18 protein-coding genes are annotated in these 21,890 nt (G+C 71.9%); 12 read left to right on the top strand and 6 right to left on the bottom strand.

Annotated features, from left to right (window positions below; translation table 11 throughout):
* Window positions 1–85: 85 nt before the first annotated feature.
* The 7 genes from ACZ4S3_RS02010 to ACZ4S3_RS01980 all read left to right on the top strand — a co-directional run bounded on the left by ACZ4S3_RS02010 (window position 86) and on the right by ACZ4S3_RS01980 (window position 7,755).
* A complete protein-coding gene (locus ACZ4S3_RS02010; protein WP_467924586.1) occupies window positions 86–1,261 on the top strand; it encodes a CapA family protein in 1,176 nt (391 codons plus the stop codon).
* Window positions 1,262–1,372: 111 nt separating this feature from the next.
* A complete protein-coding gene (locus tag ACZ4S3_RS02005) occupies window positions 1,373–1,990 on the top strand; it encodes a TetR/AcrR family transcriptional regulator (protein ID WP_467924584.1) in 618 nt (205 codons plus the stop codon).
* A 197-nt stretch (window positions 1,991–2,187) separates the two neighbouring features.
* Window positions 2,188–3,396, top strand: coding sequence for a cytochrome P450 (locus tag ACZ4S3_RS02000; protein WP_467925211.1), 1,209 nt, complete (start codon window positions 2,188–2,190; stop codon window positions 3,394–3,396).
* Window positions 3,397–3,440: 44 nt separating this feature from the next.
* Window positions 3,441–3,635, top strand: a complete 195-nt coding sequence (locus ACZ4S3_RS01995; RefSeq protein WP_467924582.1) for a ferredoxin — start codon at window positions 3,441–3,443, stop codon at window positions 3,633–3,635.
* On the top strand, window positions 3,632–4,966 hold the full coding sequence (locus ACZ4S3_RS01990) for an NAD(P)/FAD-dependent oxidoreductase (protein ID WP_467924580.1): 1,335 nt from the start codon (window positions 3,632–3,634) through the stop codon (window positions 4,964–4,966). The genes ACZ4S3_RS01995 and ACZ4S3_RS01990 overlap by 4 nt, the downstream gene beginning before the upstream one ends.
* A gap of 40 nt (window positions 4,967–5,006) precedes the next feature.
* Window positions 5,007–7,460 carry an excinuclease ABC subunit UvrA gene (gene uvrA, locus ACZ4S3_RS01985; RefSeq protein ID WP_467924576.1) on the top strand — a complete coding sequence of 818 codons (2,454 nt, stop codon included), beginning with the start codon at window positions 5,007–5,009 and terminating at the stop codon, window positions 7,458–7,460.
* Between the two features lie 82 nt (window positions 7,461–7,542).
* Window positions 7,543–7,755 (top strand): EF-hand domain-containing protein, encoded by a 213-nt coding sequence (locus ACZ4S3_RS01980; protein ID WP_467924574.1) that lies wholly within the window; start codon window positions 7,543–7,545, stop codon window positions 7,753–7,755.
* 184 nt (window positions 7,756–7,939) lie between these two features.
* On the opposite strand, the gene ACZ4S3_RS01975 is transcribed toward ACZ4S3_RS01980, so the two are convergent.
* Complete coding sequence (locus ACZ4S3_RS01975) at window positions 7,940–10,324, bottom strand: GH92 family glycosyl hydrolase (RefSeq protein ID WP_467924572.1); 2,385 nt, start codon at window positions 10,322–10,324, stop codon at window positions 7,940–7,942.
* Window positions 10,325–10,428: 104 nt separating this feature from the next.
* Here ACZ4S3_RS01975 and ACZ4S3_RS01970 point away from each other — a divergent pair, with 104 nt between their 5' ends.
* Both ACZ4S3_RS01970 and ACZ4S3_RS01965 read left to right on the top strand, forming a co-directional pair.
* Window positions 10,429–11,301 (top strand): hypothetical protein, encoded by an 873-nt coding sequence (locus tag ACZ4S3_RS01970; protein ID WP_467924570.1) that lies wholly within the window; start codon window positions 10,429–10,431, stop codon window positions 11,299–11,301.
* 337 nt (window positions 11,302–11,638) lie between these two features.
* Entirely contained in the window at window positions 11,639–12,115 is a 477-nt protein-coding gene (locus tag ACZ4S3_RS01965) for a hypothetical protein (RefSeq protein ID WP_467924568.1), read from the top strand.
* Between the two features lie 78 nt (window positions 12,116–12,193).
* On the opposite strand, the gene ACZ4S3_RS01960 is transcribed toward ACZ4S3_RS01965, so the two are convergent.
* The 4 genes from ACZ4S3_RS01960 to ACZ4S3_RS01945 form a co-directional block, all read right to left on the bottom strand.
* Window positions 12,194–13,645 carry an amino acid permease gene (locus ACZ4S3_RS01960; protein ID WP_467924566.1) on the bottom strand — a complete coding sequence of 484 codons (1,452 nt, stop codon included), beginning with the start codon at window positions 13,643–13,645 and terminating at the stop codon, window positions 12,194–12,196.
* A gap of 206 nt (window positions 13,646–13,851) precedes the next feature.
* Window positions 13,852–14,067, bottom strand: a complete 216-nt coding sequence (locus tag ACZ4S3_RS01955; protein ID WP_467924564.1) for a dodecin — start codon at window positions 14,065–14,067, stop codon at window positions 13,852–13,854.
* A 92-nt stretch (window positions 14,068–14,159) separates the two neighbouring features.
* Window positions 14,160–14,621 (bottom strand): universal stress protein, encoded by a 462-nt coding sequence (locus ACZ4S3_RS01950; RefSeq protein ID WP_467924562.1) that lies wholly within the window; start codon window positions 14,619–14,621, stop codon window positions 14,160–14,162.
* 77 nt (window positions 14,622–14,698) lie between these two features.
* Window positions 14,699–15,388 carry a PAS domain-containing protein gene (locus tag ACZ4S3_RS01945; RefSeq protein WP_467924560.1) on the bottom strand — a complete coding sequence of 230 codons (690 nt, stop codon included), beginning with the start codon at window positions 15,386–15,388 and terminating at the stop codon, window positions 14,699–14,701.
* Between the two features lie 104 nt (window positions 15,389–15,492).
* Here ACZ4S3_RS01945 and ACZ4S3_RS01940 point away from each other — a divergent pair, with 104 nt between their 5' ends.
* Window positions 15,493–18,684: a bifunctional cytochrome P450/NADPH--P450 reductase gene (locus tag ACZ4S3_RS01940; protein WP_467924558.1), complete on the top strand. Its 3,192-nt coding sequence runs from the start codon at window positions 15,493–15,495 to the stop codon at window positions 18,682–18,684.
* A gap of 151 nt (window positions 18,685–18,835) precedes the next feature.
* Window positions 18,836–20,008, top strand: coding sequence for an FAD-dependent monooxygenase (locus ACZ4S3_RS01935; protein WP_467925209.1), 1,173 nt, complete (start codon window positions 18,836–18,838; stop codon window positions 20,006–20,008).
* Window positions 20,009–20,050: 42 nt separating this feature from the next.
* On the opposite strand, the gene ACZ4S3_RS01930 is transcribed toward ACZ4S3_RS01935, so the two are convergent.
* Window positions 20,051–20,623 carry a DUF2165 domain-containing protein gene (locus ACZ4S3_RS01930; protein ID WP_467924555.1) on the bottom strand — a complete coding sequence of 191 codons (573 nt, stop codon included), beginning with the start codon at window positions 20,621–20,623 and terminating at the stop codon, window positions 20,051–20,053.
* 229 nt (window positions 20,624–20,852) lie between these two features.
* On the opposite strand from ACZ4S3_RS01930, the gene ACZ4S3_RS01925 reads away from it, so the two are divergent.
* Window positions 20,853–21,887, top strand: coding sequence for a phosphatidylinositol-specific phospholipase C domain-containing protein (locus tag ACZ4S3_RS01925; RefSeq protein WP_467924553.1), 1,035 nt, complete (start codon window positions 20,853–20,855; stop codon window positions 21,885–21,887).
* Window positions 21,888–21,890: the final 3 nt, after the last annotated feature.

Here is a 21,890-nt window from a genome sequence, read left to right as displayed (position 1 = left end):
GCCGGGGGGCCGTACGGGGGAGAGCGCCGGGCGCTGCGGTGGAAGGGCCGAATTGCGGCGGAAACCGGTGGTATCTGTGTCCGGCATGAGCGCGTACACACGGTATGCGGCCGTCGCCCTGGTCGCCGCGCTGGCCATGGGCTGCGGCCGCCCGCCCAGCATCCCGCACCCAGCCCCGAACGGCACCCGGCCGCCTCTCGCCAAGGCCAAGCCGCGCGGCCACGCGGGCGCCCCCATGGCGGCGGCCGCCCGCCCGTTCACCCTGGTCGCCGCCGGGGACATCATCCCGTCCTCCCCGGATGTGCTCGGCACGGCGCAGGACGACGCACCGGACGCGGGCTACGACTACCGGCCCATGCTGGCGGGCGTGAAGCCGGTCATCTCGGATGCCGACCTGGCGCTGTGTCATCTGGGGGCGCCGCTCGGCCCGCTGACCGGTCCCTTCACCGGCTACCCCGTCTACCAGGCGCCGCCGCAGCTCGCCACCGCCCTGAAGGCGACCGGCTACGACTCCTGCTCCACCGCCTCCAATCACATGCTGGACCGGGGTGTCCCGGGCGTGGCCCGCACCCTGGAGGCCATGGACACGGTCGGGCTGCGGCATGTCGGCTCCGGGCGCAACGCCGCCGAGGGGGCGCGTCCGGCGCTGCTGCAGGCCGACGGCGGTGCGCGGGTGGCCCAGCTCGCGTACACCTACGGCACCGACCGGAAGCGCCGCCCGGCGTCCGCGCCCTGGACGGTGAACCTGCTCACCGCGAAGAAGATCACCGACGATGCGCGGGCGGCCCGCCGGGCCGGTGCGGACGTCGTGGTCGTCAGCCCGCACTGGGGCACGGAATACCGGACCGCGCCGACCGAGCAGCAACTGCAACTCGCCCGCACGCTCACCGCCTCGCAGACCAACGGCCGCCCCGATATCGACCTGATCATCGGTACCCACGCGCACACCCCCCAGCCGTACGAGAAGGTCAACGGCACCTGGGTCGCCTACGGCCTCGGTGACCAGATCTCCGGCGCCATGACGAAACCGGAGGGCAACTGGGGCACCGTCGCCCGCTTCCGGTTCGCGCCGCCCGACCGGGCCGGGCAGCGCTGGAAGGTGACCGAGGCCGAGTACATCCCGCAGCTCGCCGTGCTGGGACCACCGCTGCGGGTGCGCAATCTCGCCCGGACCTCCGGGTATACGGACGTCCGCAAGGCGATCCGCAAGGCGGTGCTCAGCCGGGGCGCCCGCGCCGAGGGGCTGACGATGGGCAGCTGACCGGCCGCCCCGCCGCACTCCGGTACGGCCTGCCCCCGCGGTATGAAACCCTGGTCACGTACCAGATCGCGCCCCGGCGGGGCATCGGCGAGTCCAAGGAGGGCCAGGGTAGTGAGCGAGAGTGCGGCCGCCCGGCCCCGTAATCCGCGCGGGCAGGGCGAGCGTCTGCGGGAGGAACTCCTGCGGGCCACCGAACGTCTGCTGGAGGAGGTCGGCAGCGAGGACGCGCTGTCGCTGCGCGCGGTGGCCCGCGAGGCGGGCGTCGCCGCCCCGAGCATCTACCGTCACTTCGCCGACAAGACCGAGCTGGTCTGGGCGACCATGGAGGTCAGCTACGAGCGGCTCGGCCACGCGATGGCCGAGGCCGCCGCGAAGGCGGACGACGACCCCGTCGCACGGCTGCGTGCCCAGCTGCGCGCCTACTGCCGCTATGCCATCGGGCACCCCGCCACCTACCGCCTGCTCTACGAGACCCGGCAGACCCCGGTCGGCCCCGAGCGGTTGGCCGGGCACCCGGCCGCGCCGCTGGTGCGCGGTTTCCACGACGCGCTGACCGCCTGCGAGGAGGCCGGCTGGCGGGTGCGCGGTTCGCGCTCCGAGGCGCCGTATGTGCTGTGGTCGGCGGTGCACGGCCGGGTCATGCTCTGGCAGGTCATGCCGAGCCGCAAGGACGCCAGCCGGCTGGACCGGTTCGTGGACGAGATGCTGCAGCTGCTCCTCGAGCGCTGAGCCACCGCCTCACCCCTCGCCCCTTATCCCTCACCCCTTATCCCTTATCCCTCTCACCCGTGCCGGGCGCACCCCGGGACGTCACCCGGGACACACTTACCTGTGTATTACACATGTAAGCTTACGGTTGTTAGGCGAACGTTCGACTCATGCCGCACGCCGCTGCCGGTGTGCGCGCACAAAGCGAGATGAGCGAGATGACACTTTCCACCGCACCCGCGCCGCTCCCCGTTCAGCCCCCGGCCGGCTGCCCCTTCGATCCTCCCGCCGAATTCGGCACCCTGCGCACCCAGGAGCCGATCTCCAAGATCTCGCTCCCGGACGGCAGTTGGGCCTGGCTGGCCACCCGCTACAGCGACATCCGGGCGATCCTCGGCGACACCCGCTTCAGCTCCGACACCACCCTCCACGGCTACCCGCTCAGCGGTATGACCGGCGGCGGCAACACCCAGAACCGCGGCTTCATCCGCATGGACCCGCCCGAGCACACCCGGCTGCGCCGGATGGTCACCCGGGAATTCATGGTCAAGCGGGTCGAGGCGCTGCGCCCGGAGATCCAGCGCGTCACCGACGAGCTGTGCGACGCGATGGAGCGCGCCGAGGGCCCGGTGGACCTCGTCGAGGCGCTGGCCCTGCCCGTCCCCTCACTCGTCATCAGTCTGCTGCTCGGCGTCCCGTACGGCGACCACGACGTCTTCCAGCGGCTCACCGGCACGCTGCTCTCCCGTACCGTCCCGGACGAGGAGCGGGAGGTGGCCCGCGTCGAACTGCGCGACTATCTCGACCAGTTGGTCACCGCCAAGGAGGCGGACCCGGGCGACGACATCCTCGGCCGGCTGATCATCGAACAGCAGCGGACCGGCGAGATCACCCACGACGAAGTCGCCGCCTTCGCCGCCCTGCTGCTCATCGCCGGGCACGAGACCACCGCCAACATGATCGGCCTCAGCGCGCTCACCCTGATGCGCGACCCCGAGACCGCCGAGCGGCTGCGCCAGGACCCCGGCCTGATCCGCGGCGCCGTCGAGGAGCTGCTGCGCTTCCACAGCATCATCCGCAACGGCCCGCGCCGGGTCGCCACCGTCGACATCGAGATCGACGGACACCTCATCCGCGCCGGCGAGGGCGTCGTTGCGGCCGTACCGTCAGCCAACCGCGACGAGAGCGTCTTCCCCGGCGCCGACCGCCTCGACATCAGCCGCCCCAACTCCCAGCACCACGTCGCCTTCGGCTACGGCATCCACCAGTGCCTCGGCCAGGCGCTGGCCCGGGTCGAACTCCAGGTCGTGATCGGCACGTTGCTGCGCCGCTTCCCCGCGATGCGGCCCGCGGTGCCGGTCGAGGAGATTCCCTTCCGTACCGACATGGCGATCTACGGCTGCCATGCGCTGCCCGTCACCTGGTGACCGGCCACACTCAACATCCCACGACCCGCTACGGAGTTACCGCCATGAAGATCACCCTTGACGCCGACAAGTGCTGCGCCGCCGGACAGTGCGTGCTGATCGCCCCCGAGGTCTTCGACCAGCGCGACGAGGACGGCATCGTCGTCCTCCTGGATGCCGAGCCGCCCGCCGGCCGGCACGACGCGGTGCGTGAAGCGGCCGCCATCTGCCCGGCCGCCGTCATCGAGCTCCACGCATGACCGCGCGGCCCCTCGCCATCGTCGGCGCCTCGGCGGCCGGGCTCGCCGCCGCCGAGGCGCTGCGCCGCTCCGGCTGGACCGGCCCGCTCACCCTGATCGGCGACGAACCGCATCTGCCCTACGACCGGCCCCCGCTGTCCAAACAGCTGCTGCACGGCGCCTGGGAGCCGGACCGCCTGCTGCTGCGCACCAAGGACCAGCTCGCGCCGCTCGAACTCGATCTGCGCCTCGGCACCCGCGCCACCGGCCTCGACGTCGCCACCCGCACCCTCACCTTGGACGGGGGAGAACAGCTCGCCTGCGCCGGAGTGATCGTCGCGACCGGCGTGACGGCCCGCACCCTGCCCGGCGCCGACCGCATCGCCGGTGTGCACACCCTGCGCACTCTCGACGACGCGCTGGCGCTGCGCACCCGGCTGACCGGCGCCGGCCGCCGCCTGGTGATTGTCGGCAACGGCGTCCTGGGCTGCGAAGCGGCCGCCGTGGCACGGGAGCTGGGGCATGACGTCACCCTCGTCGGCGCCACGGCGATACCTATGGCCGCCGCCGTCGGCCCCGAGGTCGGTGAACTGCTCGCCGAGGAGCACCGGGCGCGTGGCGTGACCCTGCGTACGGGCACGGTGGACGGCTTCGACAGCGGCGCGCAAGGGGTCACCGGCGTACGGCTGACCGATGGGGGCGTAGCCAGTGGAGGTCCCCCCGGCAATGGGGGCGTAGCCGCCGGGGGAGGGGGAGGCACCCGGCTGCCCGCCGACACCGTACTGCTGGCCATCGGCTCCACCCCCGCCGTCGGATGGCTGGGCGACGACCCGGCCCTGGACACCACCGACGGACTGCGCTGCGACGCCTACTGCGCCGTGGCGCCCGGCATCTACGCGGCGGGCGACGTGGCCCGCTGGGACCACCCGGTGCACGGCCGGCCGCTGCGCTTCGAGCACCGGACGAACGCCGGCGAGCAGGGCATCGCGGCCGCCCGCAACCTACTCGCCGAACTGACCGAGGAGGGCGTCGAAGGCGCCGCGGGCATCGAGGGCGCGGCGGCCCCGGAACGCCGCCCCTTCGCCCCCGTGCCGTACTTCTGGTCCGACCAGTACGCCATCAGGCTGCAGGCGTACGGGCTGACCGCGGGCGCCGACCGCGTCGAGACCACCGTCCTGGACCGGGCCCAGCGCCGTACCGTCGCCCTCTACGGGCGTGCCGGCAACGCCGTCGGCGTCCTGGCCACCGGCCTGCCGCCCCGCCAGGTCCGGACCCTGCGCGCGGTGATCGCCACGCCCGTCCCCTGGGAGGAGGCGCGCGAGCGGATCCGTACCGCCACGGCGACAAGCTGAGCGGTGCCGGATCACGGCGCCCGTGCCCGATCATGGAGGGATGGCCGACTCGTACGTCCGGGTGCGCGGCGCCCGTGAGCACAACCTCCGCACCATCGATGTGGACATCCCGAGGGACGCACTGGTCGCGTTCACCGGGGTGTCCGGATCGGGCAAGTCCTCCCTTGCCTTCGGCACCCTCTACGCCGAGGCGCAGCGTCGCTATTTCGAGTCGGTGGCCCCCTACGCCCGCCGCCTGATCCACCAGGTCGGCGCGCCGAAGGTGGAGGACATCACCGGCCTGCCGCCCGCCGTCGCCCTCGAGCAGCGGCGCTCCGCGCCGACCTCCCGCTCCTCCGTCGGCACCGTCACCACCCTCTCCAACACCCTGCGCATGCTCTTCTCGCGGGCCGGCGACTACCCGCGGGGCGTGACGGAACGGCTCGACTCCGATGCCTTCTCGCCCAATACGGCGGCCGGTGCCTGCCCGGAATGCCATGGACTGGGCACGGTCCACCGCGTCACCGAGGACTCCCTGGTCCCCGACCCCTCGCTGTCGATCCGCGAGGGCGCCATCGCCGCCTGGCCCGGCGCCTGGCAGGGCAAGAACCTCCGCGACATCCTGGCCGCCCTCGGCCACGACACCGACCGGCCGTGGCGCGAACTGCCGCGGGCCGAACGCGACTGGATCCTGTTCACCGAGGAGCAGCCGGTCGTCACCGTCCACCCGGTACGGGACGCCGGCCGTATCCAACGCCCCTACAAGGGCCAGTACATGAGCGCCAAACGCTATGTGCTGCACACCTTCGCCGACTCCAAGAGCGACACGCTGCGCAAGCGCGTCCAGGGCTTCATGGTCGCCGAGCCCTGCCCGGTGTGCACCGGGCGGCGGCTGCGCCCGGAGGCGCTCGCCGTCACCTTCGAGGGGCACGACATCGCCGCCCTCGCCGGTCTGCCGCTGAGCGCCCTGGCCGAGCTGCTGCGCCCCACAGCGCAGCGGCCGGACGACGAGGCCGCGCCCACGCTCGCCCGCGACCTGGTGGCCCGTATCCAGGTGCTCACCGAACTCGGCCTGGGCTACCTGAGCATGGACCGCCCCGCGCCCACCCTCTCCGCGGGCGAGCTCCAGCGCCTGCGCCTGGCCACCCAGCTGCGCTCCGGCCTCTTCGGCGTCGTCTACGTCCTGGACGAGCCGTCCGCCGGACTCCACCCGGCCGATACGGAGTCCCTGCTCACCGTGCTGGGCCGGCTCAAGGAGGCCGGGAACTCGCTGTTCGTCGTCGAGCACGACATGGACGTAGTGCGGCGCGCCGACTGGATCGTGGACATCGGCCCGCGCGCCGGGGAACACGGCGGCCAGGTGCTGCACAGCGGCCCGGTCGCCGGTCTCGCGGACGCCGCCGCATCCGCCACCCGCCGCTTCCTCTTCGCCGCCGAACCGCCCGCCGCACGCACCCCGCGCACCCCCTCCGGCGCACTGACCCTGCACGGCGTCACCCTGCACAATCTGCGCGGACTGGACGCCGCCTTCCCGCTCGGCGTCTTCACCGCCGTCACCGGTGTCTCCGGATCCGGTAAATCGACGCTGGTCACCCGGGTCCTCGCGGAGGCCGTGCGGGAGCATCTGGGCGCGGGGGACGAGCAGTCCGAGACAGCCGATACGGACACCGGACCCATGGCCCGCGCCCAGCTCACCGGCGCCGCGGGCCTGGAGGCGATCGACCGGCTGGTCCGCGTCGACCAGAAACCCATCGGGCGCACGCCGCGCTCCAACCTCGCCACCTACACCGGACTGTTCGACGCCGTACGCAAGGTCTTCGCCGCCACCGACGAGGCCCGCGCCCGTGGCTACACCGCGGGCCGGTTCTCCTTCAATGTGACCGGCGGCCGCTGCGAGACCTGTCAGGGCGAGGGCTTCGTCGCCGTCGAACTGCTCTTCCTGCCCGGCACGTACGCGCCCTGCACCGCCTGCCACGGCGCCCGCTACAACCCCGAGACGCTGCGGATCACCTACCGGGACCGCACGGTCGCCGACGTCCTGGCGATGACCGTCGACACGGCCGCCGCGTTCCTCGCCGACATCCCGGCCGCCGCCCGCAGCCTGCGCACCCTCCAGGACGTGGGCCTGGGCTATCTGCGGCTCGGCCAGCCCGCGACCGAGCTGTCCGGCGGCGAGGCCCAGCGCATCAAACTCGCCACCGAACTCCAGCGGGCCCGCCGCGGCCACACCCTCTACCTCCTCGACGAGCCCACCACCGGACTGCACCCCGCCGACACCGAGGTACTGCTGCGCCAGCTGCACGGCCTGGTGGAAGCGGGCAACACCGTGGTGGTCGTCGAGCACGACATGGGGGTGGTCGCCGGCGCCGACCACGTCATCGACCTCGGGCCCGGCGGCGGCGCGGACGGCGGCCGGATCGTCGCCGCGGGCACCCCGGCCGAGGTGGCGGCCGCCGCGGGCAGCCGTACGGCGCCGTATCTTGCCCGACGGAGGGCGCGGCCGGAGGCATCTTGACGGTCCGCTAATGTACGCAGGTCAGATCACCAGGCAACAACACCGCGCAGCACTGCGCAGCACCACGAAGGGGGCACCTCTGATGGCAGACATCGAGACGGCCAAGGCGGCGTTCGCCCGGTTCGACGCGGACGGCGACGGCCAGGTCACGCCGGACGAGTTCAAGCGGGCGATGGCCGAGATGGGCGACCCGTACGTCACCGGCCCGGTCGCCGAGGCGGTCATCAAGGCCAAGGACACCGACCGCGACGGCACCATGTCCTTCGACGAGTTCTGGCAGGCCCTCCAGGGCTGACGGCCCGCCGCACCCCCTGCCCGGCGGTCAGGCTCCCTCGCCCGCGGCCGCGCGCAGCGCCGCCGGCCCGCGGACGATCGGGGGCCGGCGGCTGCTCCTGGCCGCGAGTGGAGCCGCACCGGGCGGGACGCTGACCGGCCCACGGGGGTGGGTGGTGACCGCGCTGGTCTCCGCCGTGGTGATCTCAGCGTTGACGATCGGCCTGCTGCTGCCCGGCAGAGGTGCCGACCGGCGGCGGCGCGGCCCGGTCGCCGGTGCCCCACCGGGACGGCTTCGGCCCCACCGTGAAGGCCAGTTCACGGCCCGAGCGCAGATCGCCGGTGGTGAGGTAGGTACGGCCGCGCTCGGCGCCGTCCAGACGGACGGACTGGGTGTACCGGTCGGCGGACGACGTACCGGGCGCCCTGATGGTGAAGTGCCCGGCCGGGTAGTAGCGCCGGTCCAGCGTCAGGTCCACGCGGTCGAAGACCGGCGTGCTCAGCCCCCAGCTGTCGGTACCCGGCTGCACGGGGAACACCCCGATCGACGAGAGCACCATCCACGCCGACATCGTCCCCAGGTCGTCGTTCCCGGTCATACCGCTCGGGGTATCGGTGAACAGCGTCAGCGCCGCATGCACCACATCCGTAGTTTTGGCCGGGTGACCAGTCGAGAGGTAGGTGTACGGCGCGATCAGGTCGGGCTCGTTCTGCGGGTTGTACTTGTCCGCGTTGTAGTAGTCGTACGGGCCGTTGACCCACACCTTGCGGGCCGTTTTCTCCGGATCCTTCAGCAGTTCCTGATAGGCGAAGAACGAATCAAGACGCTCATCCGCCTTGTCCTTGCCGCCGATCAGCTTGATCATCCCCGGCAGATCCTGCGGCACCAGCCACTGGTACTGCCAGGAGGTGCCCTCGTGGAAGCCCTCGCTCTTGGCGGGATCGGCGGGCCCGGTGAACGCGCCCTTCTCGTCCCGTGCCCGGAAGAATCCCGTCGAACTGTCAAAGATCTTGCGGTAGTTCCGGGCGCGGGCCGCATACCGGTCGGCGTCCCTGCCGTGCCCGAGATCGCGCGCCATCTGGGCCAGCATCGCATCCGAGAGGGCGTATTCCAGGGTCGCCGACGCGCCGTGGTCGAAGTCGGAGTCGCCGGGCTTGGCGTGCGGCCGCCCCTTGATGTACGGGGCGAAGCCGTTCTTCAGATACGGGGCGTTGGCCTCCCGCCCGACGGCCGGCGAATCGGCCGGCGGCACCCCGTCGGCATTCTTCTTCAGCGCCGTGTACGCCTCTTCCTCATGCCCCCGCAGCAGCCCCTGCTGATAGGCGTTGGTGAGGAACGGCGTGACCGGATCGCCCGTCATGATGTTCGTTTCGACCGTTCCATAGCCCCACTTGGGCAGCCAGCCACTCTCCTTGTCGATCCGCAGCACCGACAACGCCATATCGCGGGACTCGCGCGGCGCGAGCAGGGAGAGCAGCTGCGCCTGGGTGCGGTAGGTGTCCCACAGGGACCAGTTCTGGTAGTAGGTGAAGCCGCTCGCCCGGTGGGTCTTCTGGTCCCATCCCGTATAGCGGCCGTCCACATCACTGCCGATGTTGGGCGCGAGGAAGGAGCGGTAGAGGGAGGAGTAGAAGGTGCGGCGCAGCGGCTTGTCGCCGCCCTGGGCCTTCACCAGCCCCAGCCGCCGTTCCCAGGCGGCGTTCGCCGCCGCCTTCGTACGGTCGAAGGAACGCCCGCCCTCGGCCCGCAGATTGCGGGCCGCGCCCGCCGCGTCCACATAACTGATCGCGGTGGTCGCCTCGACGGTGCGGTCCTTGCGGGTGTCGAAGCGGGCATAGGCGCCGTGCCGCCCGGAGGACGTAGAGCCCTTCGACCCGGCTGTCACCCTGTCGCCGTCCCAGGTCCCGTACGACGCGAACGGCCGGTCGAAACGGGTGATCGTGTAGACGGTGTACGGCTTGGTGTCCTGGCAGAAGCCGCGGCCGGTGAGGGCGGTGCGGATGGTTCGGGAGTCCAGGACCTCGACGCGGGTGGAGACGCTCTTGTGCAGCGACTGGCCCGTATTGAGCAGCACATTGGCCTTGTCGGTGGCCGGGAAGGTGTACCGCTGCTTGCCGGTACGGGCGGTCGCCGTCAGCTCGGCCGTGATCCCGCCGTACGACGTCAGGCCGACGCGGTAGTAGCCGGGGCGGGCCGATTCGTTGTCATGGCGGTAGGCGGCGGCGTACTTCGCATAGTCGGTCTCGGTGATGTCGCCCGTGGTCGGCAGCACCGGCAGATCACCGCCGAGCCCGCAGCCGACCCCGGAGATATGGACGGAGCTGAAGCCGCGGATGTGGTCGTCGTCGTAGCCGTAGCCGGTGGTGTGGCCGGTGTCGGGGGAGAGTTGCACCATGCCGAACGGGACGGCGGCTCCGGGATAGGTGTTGCCGTCGTTCTGGCTGCCGATGAACGGGTTGACCAGATCGGTGAGCGGGCCGCCGCGGGGCGGTTCGGCCTGAGCGGCGGGGACGGTGAGCGCGCCTCCGATGAGGGCGGCCGCCAGCACCGCGCCAGCGGTACGCAGCCGGTGACGACTGAGCCATGACATGGATTCACATACCTCCGGTTCCGACAACGTTGTCAGAGCGCGCTCATTCTTGGCGTCGATCAGGTGCACGTCAAGGGGGCGCACCGGGCGACTACGCTCACCTTGTGCAGTCACCGGACGAGCCCCGAGCCGCGCCCACCCAAGGCCCGCCGACCCAGGCCGCGCCGACCCCGCCCCGCCGCATCCCGGCCGAGTTCGTCCGGTACGCGGTGGCCCTGGACGTCTCCGAACTCGCCTGGGGCTACCTCCACGGCCGGCTGACCGCCGAGGACGCCACCGCCCTGGCGTTTTTGCGCCGCTGCGATCTCGGCCCGCCCGCGGAGGACTTCGCCTGGATCCATGCCCTGGGGCCGGACGCACCCGAGCTCGAAGCCCTCTGCCGGGAACTCGTGGACGACGGGGACGACGGGGACGACGGGGGCGGCGCGGACCGGGCCCGCCGGATCTGGGACCACCTCGCCCTCGGCCACCACTCCTCAGGCGAAGCCGACCCCCGCCAACTGGCCGCCGGACGCCAGGAGTTCCTGCTCGACCGCGCCGCCTCCGGCCGTGGCATGAACTGGCAGTACAGCTCCGCCCTGCTGGGCACCGACCGCCCGGAAGAGGTGGACGCCGCGTTCGCCCGCGGCGAGGAGCTGGTGGGCGTCGCCGTCATCGGACTCGCCCTCACCCACCCCGACGCCACGGAGATCCTCCCCAGGGTCGCGCGGGCCCTGGAAACGGCGCTGGAGACATCCAACGACGGACTCCGTCACCAGGGCACCGTCGCCCTGGCCCACACCGCCCGGCTGCACGGCACCATCGACCGCCGCTGCCTGGAACTCCTGCGCCGGTGCCCGCGCGGCACCGAGGCCGATGACGACGTGTGGGGCTATGTGCCGCACCGGCGCCTGCCGCTGTGGCTGTGGCGGGCCCGGTTCCCCAAGAGCCTGGGGTGGCGACTGCGGTGGCTGCTGTGGAGCAAGTGGTTCGGCTAGCTGCAAGGCGACGCCGGCCTCGCGGCTGTCGGTATCCACGATGCCGGTGAGGTCTTGGTGGCGGCGCGGCGCGCAGCGTGGGGCACGGGGCCTTTCGCCGGGCGTGGGCTCGCTTTGGTGCGGCCACGTCGAAAATCATGAGGTGGCTGCCTTGCTCTCTTCGGGGACGCGTGTCTCAATGGTCAGCGATTCAGGTCGCTGACCAACCGTCAGATCTGGGCGGTGGTCGGCCCGGGGGCCCGGCCGCGGGCCTCCGCGTGGCCGTCTGTCGTTCCCTCGCGCACCCCTCGACGCCGTGCCATGGGCCTGCACCCCCCTCACGAAAGCGGTACCCCCCATGAGACACCTCAGATCAGGCACGCTCGGATTCGGTACGGCGCTCGGCGTAGCCGTCGCCGCCGCAGGCACGCTCGCGATGGCGCCGGCCGCCACCGCGGTGACCCCGGACACCGCCACCGTCTCGTTCGACTGCGGCAGCTTCGGTTCCGGCACGGCGACGCTCACCGCGACCCAGGACGGCACGGCCGCGACCATCAGCCTCGCCACCTCGGCGATCACCGCACCGATAGACGTCGGCGCGAACTCGGTCACCTCCACCCTCACCCTCACCAAGAACGGTTCCGGGACCACGGAGTTCACCGGCAGCTCCAACCCGGCGATCCCGGCCGGCGGCGAGGTCTCCACCGGTCCGCTCAGCGGCACGGTCGCCCCGGGCGACAGCCTGGAGGCCAAGTCCCTGAAGGTCGTGGTCTTCGGCGTCACGGCCACCTGCAACGCCACTTCGCCGCAGTCCCCGGGACCGTTCGTCTTCTGACGCCGAGGGCAGGCGGGGACCGGCGGGCGTCGTCCGCCGGTCCCCGGTGTCCGCCGCCGCGCGGTCAGCGACCGCGGCTCACGGCCGCGCCCCGCCGCTCTCGCCGCCGGCGCTCTCCCGCTCCGCCCGTGCGAGGTTCGAGCGGTGGCGGGAGTACGAGAAGTAGATGACCATGCCGACGGCGAACCACACGACGAAGCGCACCCAGGTCTGCCACTCCAGGAAGGTGATCAGCCAGATCGAGAAGCAGACCCCGATCGCCGGAACCACCGGCATGCCCGGCGTACGGAAGGTCCGGGGCAGTTCGGGGCGCTTGTAGCGGAGCACGACCACCGCGACGCAGACCACCACGAACGCCAGCAGAATGCCGATGTTGGTCAGCTCGGCGGCCTCGCCGATCGGCAGGAAGCCGGCGATGAGTGCCGAGGCGACGCCCACGATCCAGGTCACCCGGGTCGGCACATGATGCTTGGGGCTGGTCTTGGCGAACCACTTCGGCAGCAGACCGTCGCGGCTCATCGAGAACCACACCCGGGTCACCCCGAGCATGAAGGTGAACATGACCGTCAGAATGCCGATGATCGCGCCCACCGCGATCACATCCGCCAGACTGCTCAGGCCCACCGACTTGAACGCCGACGAGAAGCCGCTCTCCGGGTCGATGGACTTGTAGTTCTGCATACCCGTCAGCACCAGGCAGGCCAGCACATACAGCACCATCGAGACCGCCAGCGAGTACATGATCGCCTTCGGCATATGGCGCTGCGCGTCCTTGGACTCCTCGGCCGCGGTGCTCATCGCGTCATAGCCGAAGACCGCGAAGAAAACGGTGGCCGCGCCGGTGAACGCGCCGCTCACCCCGAAGGGGAAGAAGGGGTTGTAGTTCGCGGTGTTGATGTGGAAGAAGCCGACGGCGATCACGACGATGACCACCAGGACCTTCAGGCCCACCACGATCGTCTCGAACCGCGCGGCGTTCTTGATGCCCAGCGTCAGCAGATAGGCGATCAGCAGACAGAGAACCGCGGCGAAGAGGTCCACCCGGTGGCCCGGTCCGGTGCCCGGCGCGCCCAGCATCCAGGAGGGCAGGTCGAGGCCCATCTCGCCGAGCAGAAAGCCGAAGTAGCCCGAGATGCCGATCGCGACCACCGCCACGATCGCGGTGTATTCCAGCAGCAGGTCCCAGCCGATGAACCAGCCCGCCAGCTCGCCGAGCACCGCATAGCCGTAGGTGTAGGCCGAACCCGCCTTCGGGATCAGCCCGGCGAATTCGGCGTACGAGAAGGCCGCCGCGGCGCTGGCGATGCCCGCGACGAGGAAGGAGATCAGGACGGCGGGCCCGGCCTTCTCGTTGGCGACGGTGCCGGCCAGTGTGAAGATGCCCGCGCCGATGATGCCCCCGACGCCGATGGCGGTCAGCTGCCACAGGCCCAGCACACGGGTGAGCTGCTGGCTCGCCGCGCCTTCCGGCTCCTCGATGTGATCGATCGGTTTGCGGCGCAATACGCCCTGTCCCGCGCGCAGGCCCATGCGTGATCCCTCCGTACGCTCCGTCGTGGTCCGACGGCCGCTCATCATGGACCGTGGGCGGCGCCCAGGAAAGGCGACTCCCTAGTACGGAGGGGACTTCCGGGCAGACGTACCCGTGCGGGGCGTCAACCGGAGGCAATCGGCGTCAAACGGTGCCATGGGGTGGTCACACGGCGTCGAGGGGCGGTCAGGCGGTGCCTACGGCGTCACTCGGCTTCCTCCAGTCGGAATCCGACCTTCAGCCCGACCTGGTAGTGGTCGATGGCACCGTCGACGATATGCCCGCGGACCTGGCTGATCTCGAACCAGTCGAGGTTGCGCAGGGTCTGCGACGCGCGCTCGATGCCGTTCTTGATCGCGGCGTCCACGCTCTGCTGGGACGTGCCCACGATCTCGGTCACGCGGTAGGTGCGGTCGGTCACGGTGGTCTCCCTCGGCCGGGGGCGGCACTCCGCCCGTCCCTGTCCACCGTGCATCAGGCAGGCCCACCCCACCAGCGGAGCGGCGACAGGCCCTACGGGACGACCGTGACCGGCCAGCGCCCGGCCTTGACCAGGCGGACCGCGACCGAACCCATGATGCGGTGCCCGGCCGACTCCGAGGCGCCGACCACCACCGCATCGGCCTTGAGCTCATCGGCCATCTGCACCATGCCGTTGTACGGGTCCCCGCGCAGAGTGTGGAACTCCCAGCGCACGTCGTAGATGCCGTACTGCCGCTCCGTCGCCTTGCGGATCTCGGCCATCAGCTCCTCGGCGACCTCGTTCGTCGCGTCCACGACCGGGGCACCCATCGCCGCACCGGCCGCCAGCACCGGCTGGACGTAGACCAGGACGAGTTTCGACCCCTGGCGCCGGGCCAGACCGGCCGCGTACGCGGCGGCGCGCCATGACGAGTCGGAGCCGTCCACGCCGACGACGATGACCTTCGGGCCGTCTGTTCCGCGCTCGAAAGGCGCGGGAGTGCTCTCGTCCACAGCAGGGAGGTTAACCGCACATGCGTGCTGCCAGGGCCCCGGGCCACGCCGCCGGACGCCGTACGGCCCCGTGGCGGTCAGGCGGGGGCCGGCGGCCAGCTGTCCGCGGCCAGCACGCCCAGCACATATGCCTTGGCGACCAGCGCGGTACGGCCCTGCACCCGCCAGCGGCGGGCCAGCCGGGTGAGGTGGTAGTTGACGCCGTCGACGGTCAGCCCCAGTGCGGTGCCGATCGACGCGGTGGTCGCGCCCCCGGCGGCCAGCGCCAGGATGCGGGCCTCGACGGGGCTGGCCGTACCGCTGGGGACCGGCGGGGGGCTGGTGTCGCGGACCCGGAGCAGCGCCAGCAGCGCGGGTGGCCGTACGGAGGGATCGCCGACCGGATCGACCGTCAGCTCCCCCTCCAGCTCGGGGCCGTCGGAGCCGATCCGCCACTGGACCGCCACCGGATAGCGCGACCGGCGGCCCAGCCGCAGCGCCTCCGCGATCCGTACGAGCTGCGCCGTGTCCCGCGGCTGGAACAGGTCGAGCAGATTGCGGCCGCGCAACTGCCCGGGGGCCGTGCCCCACTGCGTGGCCATTGCGGGATTGGCGATCAGCACCTCGCCGTCGGCGTGGCAGACCGCTATCGGGGTGGGGATACGGTCGAGCAGGATGAGGAAGTAGTTGCGCCAGGGGCCGGCGGCGTACGGGCCTGCCGGGTCGGGCGGCCTGGCCGTGCCGTACGCGCACCGATCGGCGCCGTCGTCGCCCGTCCCTTTGTCCATGGCCCCTTCTCGGTCGCTCCGCAAGACCTCGTGGCGAAAAACCACTGCACAATCATGCAGCTGCTCGGCACCGCCCCGTACACCGGGCCGGTCACGCTGGAGATATGACCGACACCATCGCGCTGCACACCGACGAACGCGCCGCCGACGACGGCATTCCGCTTGCCGACATCACGGCGGCCGGTCTCACCTCGACGCCGCTCCAGCAGGCCATGGACCTGGCCCGGGTCCACGGCCCGGTCTTCCGGCGCAGGCTGGGCGACCGCGAGACGCTGTTCGTCTCCTCGCTGGACCTGGTCACCGAACTCGCCGACGAGAACCGCTTCGCCAAGGGTGTGTCGGTGGTCCTGGAGAACGTCAGAGAGTTCGCCGGTGACGGTCTGTTCACCGCCTACAACGACGAACCGAACTGGGCCAAGGCGCACGAGGTGCTGATGCCGGCCTTCGCACTCGGCTCGATGCGTACCTACCACCCGGCGATGCTCAAGGTCGCCCGCCGGGTGATGGCGAGCTGGGACCGCCGGGTGGCCGACGGCACGGCCACCGACGTCGCCGAGGACATGACCCGGATGACCCTGGACACCATCGGGCTCGCCGGTTTCGGCTTCGACTTCGAGTCGTTCGCCCGGAACACCCCGCACCCGTTCGTGGAGTCGATGGCGCGCTGTCTGCAGTGGAGCGGGGCCAAGCTCGGCCGCAAGGCAGGCGTGGACTACGCCGCCGAGGACGCGGCCTTCCGCGCCGACGCCGACTATCTGGCGTCGGTCGTCGACGAGGTCATCGCCGCCCGGACCGCGAGCGGCGAGAACGGTGACGACGATCTGCTGGGCCTGATGCTCGGCGCCGGGGACGGGCCGGGCGAGCGGCAGGGGCCCACCCTCGACCTCGCCAACATCCGTAACCAGGTCATCACCTTCCTGATCGCCGGCCACGAAACCACCTCGGGCGCGCTCTCCTTCGCCCTCTACCACCTGCTCAAGGACCCGGTCGCGCTGCGCCTGGCCCAGCGCGAGGCGGACGAGCTGTGGGGCGACGAGGCGGACCCCGACCCGTCCTTCGAGGACATCGGCCGGCTGCCGTACACCCGGCAGGTGCTCAACGAGGCGCTCCGGCTGTGGCCGACCGCCGCCGCGTTCAGCCGCCAGGCGAGTGACGACACACTGCTCGGCGGCCGCTACCCCCTCAAGGCGGGCGACCTGGTCACGGTGCTCACGCCGATGCTGCACCGCGACCCGGCCTGGGGCGACAACCCCGATCTCTTCGACCCGTCCCGCTTCAGCCCGGAGGCCGAGGCGGCCCGCTCCCCGCACGCGTACAAGCCCTTCGGAACCGGTGAACGCGCCTGCATCGGGCGGCAGTTCGCGCTGCACGAGGCGACCATGCTGCTCGCCCTCCTGGTGCACCGCTACCGCCTGATCGACCACACCGGCTACCAGCTGCGCATCAAGGAGACGCTGACCCTCAAGCCCGAGGCGTTCACGCTCACCCTCGCCGCCCGTACGCCCGCGGACCGGGCCGCGACCCGCGCCGCGCTCGCCGTACTCCCCGGAGGCACGCCCGCCGCCGAGGAGGACACCTCGGCCGATGACGCGCTGCCCACCCGCGTCCCCCAGGGCACCGGCCTGCTCCTGCTGCACGGCACCAACTACGGCACCTGCCGCGAGTTCGCCGAGCGGCTCGCCGAGGAGGCCACCGGCCTGGGCTTTGCCGCCGACGTGGCGCCGCTCGACGCGTACGCCGGCGGGCTGCCCGCCGACCGGCCCGTAGCGATCGTCGCCGCCTCCTACAACGGGCAGCCCACCGACGACGCGGCCGCCTTCGTGGACTGGCTGCGCACCGCCCCGGAGGGCGCCGCCGAGGGCATCCCGTACGCCGTCCTGGGCGTCGGCGACCGCAACTGGGCCGCCACCTACCAGCATGTGCCGACCCTCATCGACGACCGCCTCGACGCACTCGGCGCCCACCGCCTCCTGCCCCGCGCCGAGGCCGACGCCTCCGGCAACCTCAGCGGCACCGTCAAGGAGTTCGCCGGCGCGCTGCGCACCCAGCTCCTCGCGCGGTACGGCGACCCGGCGAGCATCGGCGCGGGCGCACCGGCCGCCGAGGACACCGGCTACGCCGTCACCGAGATCACCGGCGGCCCGCTGGACGCGCTCGCCGCCCGGCACGACCTCGTCGCGATGACCGTCACCGAGGCCTACGACCTCACCGCCCAGGACTGGCCGCGCCCCAAGCGCTTCCTGCGGATCGCGCTGCCCGACGGCGTCAGCTACCGCACCGCCGACCACCTCGCCGTGCTCCCGGCCAACACCCCGGCCGCGGTCGAACGGGCCGCGCACGCGCTGGGCGCCGACCTGGACGCCGTCCTCGCCCTGCGCTCGGGCCGCCCCGCCCGCGACGCCCTCCCCGTCGACCGCCCCCTGACCGTACGCCAACTCCTCACCCACCACCTGGAGTTGGGCGCACGGCCGACCTCCGCCCAGACCGCCCTGCTCGCCGCCCACAACCCCTGCCCGCCCGAGCGGACGGCGCTGGAAGCCCTCGCCCTCGACGATCGCACCGAGGACGATCCGCGTACCCTGATCGACCTGATCGCGGCCCACCCGGCGCTGCGCGGCGCGCTGCCCTGGCCGGTCATCCTGGAGCTGCTGCCGCCGCTGCGCCCGCGGCACTACTCCCTCTCCTCCTCGCCCGCCGCCGACCCCCGCCACGGCGATCTGATGGTCTCGCTGCTGCCGGGCGGCACCGGCTCGACGTATCTCCACACCCTGCGGCCCGGCGACACCGTCCTGGCCCGTGTGCAGCCCTGCCGTGAGGCCTTCCGCCTCGACCCGGCCGATCCCACCCCCGTCATCATGATCGCGGCCGGCACCGGCCTCGCGCCCTTCCGCGGCGCCGTCGCCGACCGGGTGGCAGCCGGTCAGGCCGCACCCGCCCGGCTCTACTTCGGCTGCGACGACCCCACGGGCGATTTCCTGCACGCCGCGGAGCTCACCGCCGCGCAGGAAGCCGGTGCCCTCTCCCTCCACCCGGTCTTCAGCGCCCGCCCCGAGAACGGCCATCTCTTCGTCCAGCACCGGATCGCCGCCGAGGCCGCCGAGGTGTGGGAGCTGCTGCAGGCCGGCGCACGGGTCTACGTCTGCGGCGACGGCAGCCGGATGGCGCCCGGCGTCCGGGCCGCCTTCCGCGACCTGCACGGCGCCGCGGTGGGCGCCTCGCCGCAGGAATCCGAGGCCTGGCTGCGCGAACTGACCGCCGCCGGGCGCTACATCGAGGATGTGTACGCGGCGGGGTGAGCTCCTGCGCGTAAGGGCCTGGCTCTCCGGGCGCGGCGGGTTCAAGGTGGGGTGGTGCGGCTTTACGGAGCCGCACCACCCGCCCGCCGGTCAGCGCGGCAGGCGGACCGAACGGCGGACCGACCGGGGGGTCGACGGCATGACCACATCCCTGACCCGAGCCCTGATCATCGGCGGCGGCATCGCGGGAGCGGTGACCGCGATGGCCCTGCAGAAGGCGGGCATCGACGCGGAGATCTTCGAGGCCTATCCGGCCGGCGCCGACGATGCCGGCGCCTTTCTCATCGTCTTCGCCAACGGACTCGAGGCGCTCCGGGTGATCGACGCGCACGGCCCCGTCGTCGCGCACTCCTTCCCCGCGCAACGCGTCGCGTTCCTCGGCGAGGGCGGCGAAAACCTGGGGGAGCGGCCCCTCGCGGGCACCGGACAGGGCACGGAGCTCGGCCCGCGCACCCTGCGCCGGGCCACGCTCAACCAGGTACTGCATGCCGAGGCGGCCCGCCGCGGCATCCGCATACGGCACGGAAAGCGGCTGGTCGCCGCCGAGACCGTGGCCGGCGCACCCGGCAAGCGGGTCGTGGCGGCCTTCGCCGACGGCAGCACCGCCGAAGGCGACGTCCTCATAGGCGCGGACGGCCTGCACTCCGTCACCCGCACCCTCATCGACCCGGCCGCGCCGCGCCCCCGCTACACCGGGCGGAACACCGTATGCGGCTACACCCGCAACGCCCCCACCCCGCCCGTGCCGGACGCGTACACCATGATCTACGGCAAGCGCACGTTCTTCGGCTGCACCCGCGCCCCCGACGGCGAGGTCTGGTGGTTCGCCAACGTGCCGGGCCCGGAGCTGGACCGCACCGGTCCGACGGCCGTGACCCCCGGCGCATGGCGCCAACAACTCTGCGCCCTCCTCGCCGCGGACGACACCCCGGCCGCCGCCATCGTCGCCGCCACCGGTGACCGCATCATCGCCTCCAACGCCTACGACATCGCCACCACCCCGACCTGGCACACCGACACCATGGTCGTCATCGGCGATGCCGCCCACGCCGCCGCACCCAACGCCGCCCAGGGCGCCTCGATGGCCATCGAGGACGGCATCGTCCTCGCCACCTGCCTGCGCGACCGGCCGGATGCGCGCAGCGCGTTCGCCGCGTACGACGGGCTGCGCCGGGAACGGGTGGAGAAGGTCGTCGCCACGAGCGCGGGCATGGCCCGGCGCATCGGCTCGGGGGCGTCGGGGCGCCCGGCACACGGGCCCGCCGGCGGGCGGCCGGGTGCGGGCGCCGACAACTGGCTCACGGGGTACCGCATCGAGTGGTGAGCGGCGCGCGGTGTGAGGTGAGAGTGCGGGGGCGGGGGCCGGTCAGTCTCTGTCCCCGTGCCCGCCGCCCTTCGTCGCCCCCGGCAAGTGCAGGATGACCAGCACAATCCCGGCAACCATGAAGTTACGGGTCGCCGCCTCCAGCCCGTTCCAGTCCTTCGACTGCCACATCGCGAACCACTCCCCACCGACGGCGAGGAACCCCGCCCCGAACAGCAGCAGCAGCATCAGCAGCCCGACGGTGGCCGTTTGCCGGGCGCGGGCGAAGTCGCCGCGCCGGAGGCCGAGGGCCCACAGGACCGTCGCGGCGACCAGCACCACCGCTGCGACCGACTCCCAGGCAATGATCGCCAGATACGCGGCATCCTGCAGCGTATGTGAGGTGATGGCCCGCCACATCAGCTCGTGGTCCTTGAACGTGGTGTCCATGGCCAGGACATGGCGGACGAATTGCCTGTTGGTGTCAAAGTCGGTGATATTGCCGAACGCGACGAGCGCGATGTAGAGCGCGACCGTCCCGGTGAGCAGGGTCGCTGCGAGCGGCAGCCCCGTACGTGTCGTCGCGGTGTGCGCCGTCGCGGTCTGCGTCGTCGCGGTGGGTGTTTTCCTGGGCATGCGCCCTCCACTGGTTGGTTGGCCGGTCGGCCGGTTTGTTGATGGGTCGGTTCGTTGACTGGCCGGGTGGTCGGTCCGGTCCGTTGTCCGTCGGCTTCCCTTTCCGTTCGTTTCCTTGTCGTCCGCCCGCCTCCTGGTCCCCCTGGTCCCCGCCGTACCCAAGTCCCGTACGCTGCTGCCGGTTCGACCGGGTGACCGACCGGGCGAGGATCTAGGGGAAGCGGTGCGTATGAACGGGAAGCGGTGCGTGGGCACGGTCGCCGTCGCGGCGGCAGCGGTGATCGCGGTAACCGGGCCGGCGGGTGCCGAACCGGCCGCCACGACATACGACACCAGCACGTCGGTGGGCGTCCACAACGCCTACGAGAAAGACAAGTATCCGTACTTCGCCGATGCGTTGGACTCCGGGGCCGCTCTTGTGGAGCTCGATGTCTGGGCCAACGGGCTGGGCAGGTCCTGGCGGGTCTCGCACAGCAACCCGCTGGGGAACAACAACAACTGTGAGGGCGCCGCGAACGCCGCGGAGCTGCGCACCAAGGACCGCGACCAGGACTTCGGCGCCTGCCTCGCCGATATGAAGGCCTGGCACGACGCCAACCCCGGGCACCGGCCGATCCTGGTCAAGGTCGAGATGAAGGACGGCTTCAACGCCAAGGGCGGCCGCGGGCCCGCCGAATTCGACGCGCTGGTCCGGCAGAAGCTGGGCGACGCGGTCTACGGCCCCGGCGACCTGACGGCCGGACACGCCACCGCGGACGAGGCGGTACGGGCCAACGGCTGGCCCGACCGCTCCGCCCTGGCCGGCAAATTCCTGATCGAGCTGATACCCGGCACCGTCGAGGAGAACAACCCGCTCGACAAGCTGTGGACCGATGTGGAGTACGCCACCCACCTCAAGGACCTTGCCGCACAGGGTCACCTGGACCGGTCGACGGCCTTCCCCGCGGTGCACGGCGCGACCGCCGGCGACCCCCGCGAGCGCTACGCCGACCCGGCGCTGCGCCCCTGGTTCGTGGTCTTCGACGGCGACGCCGCGACCTATCTGAACGGCAGTATCGACACCGCCTGGTACGACACCCGCCACTATCTCCTCGTCATGACCGACGCCCACAAGGTCCCGCCGGAGATGGACGGTACCCACCCCACCGAGGCCGAGGCGCTCGCTCGCGTCAACCAACTCGCCGCCGCCCATGCGAGTTTCGCGACCGCGGACTGGTATCCGCTGCCGTCGGTGCTCAAGACGGTGGTGCGGCGGGGGGCCTGAGGC

The organism is Streptomyces sp. NPDC028368 (genome assembly GCF_055565615.1).
Note: the sequence above shows the minus strand (reverse complement) of the source record. Positions and strands in the feature narration are given on the sequence as shown.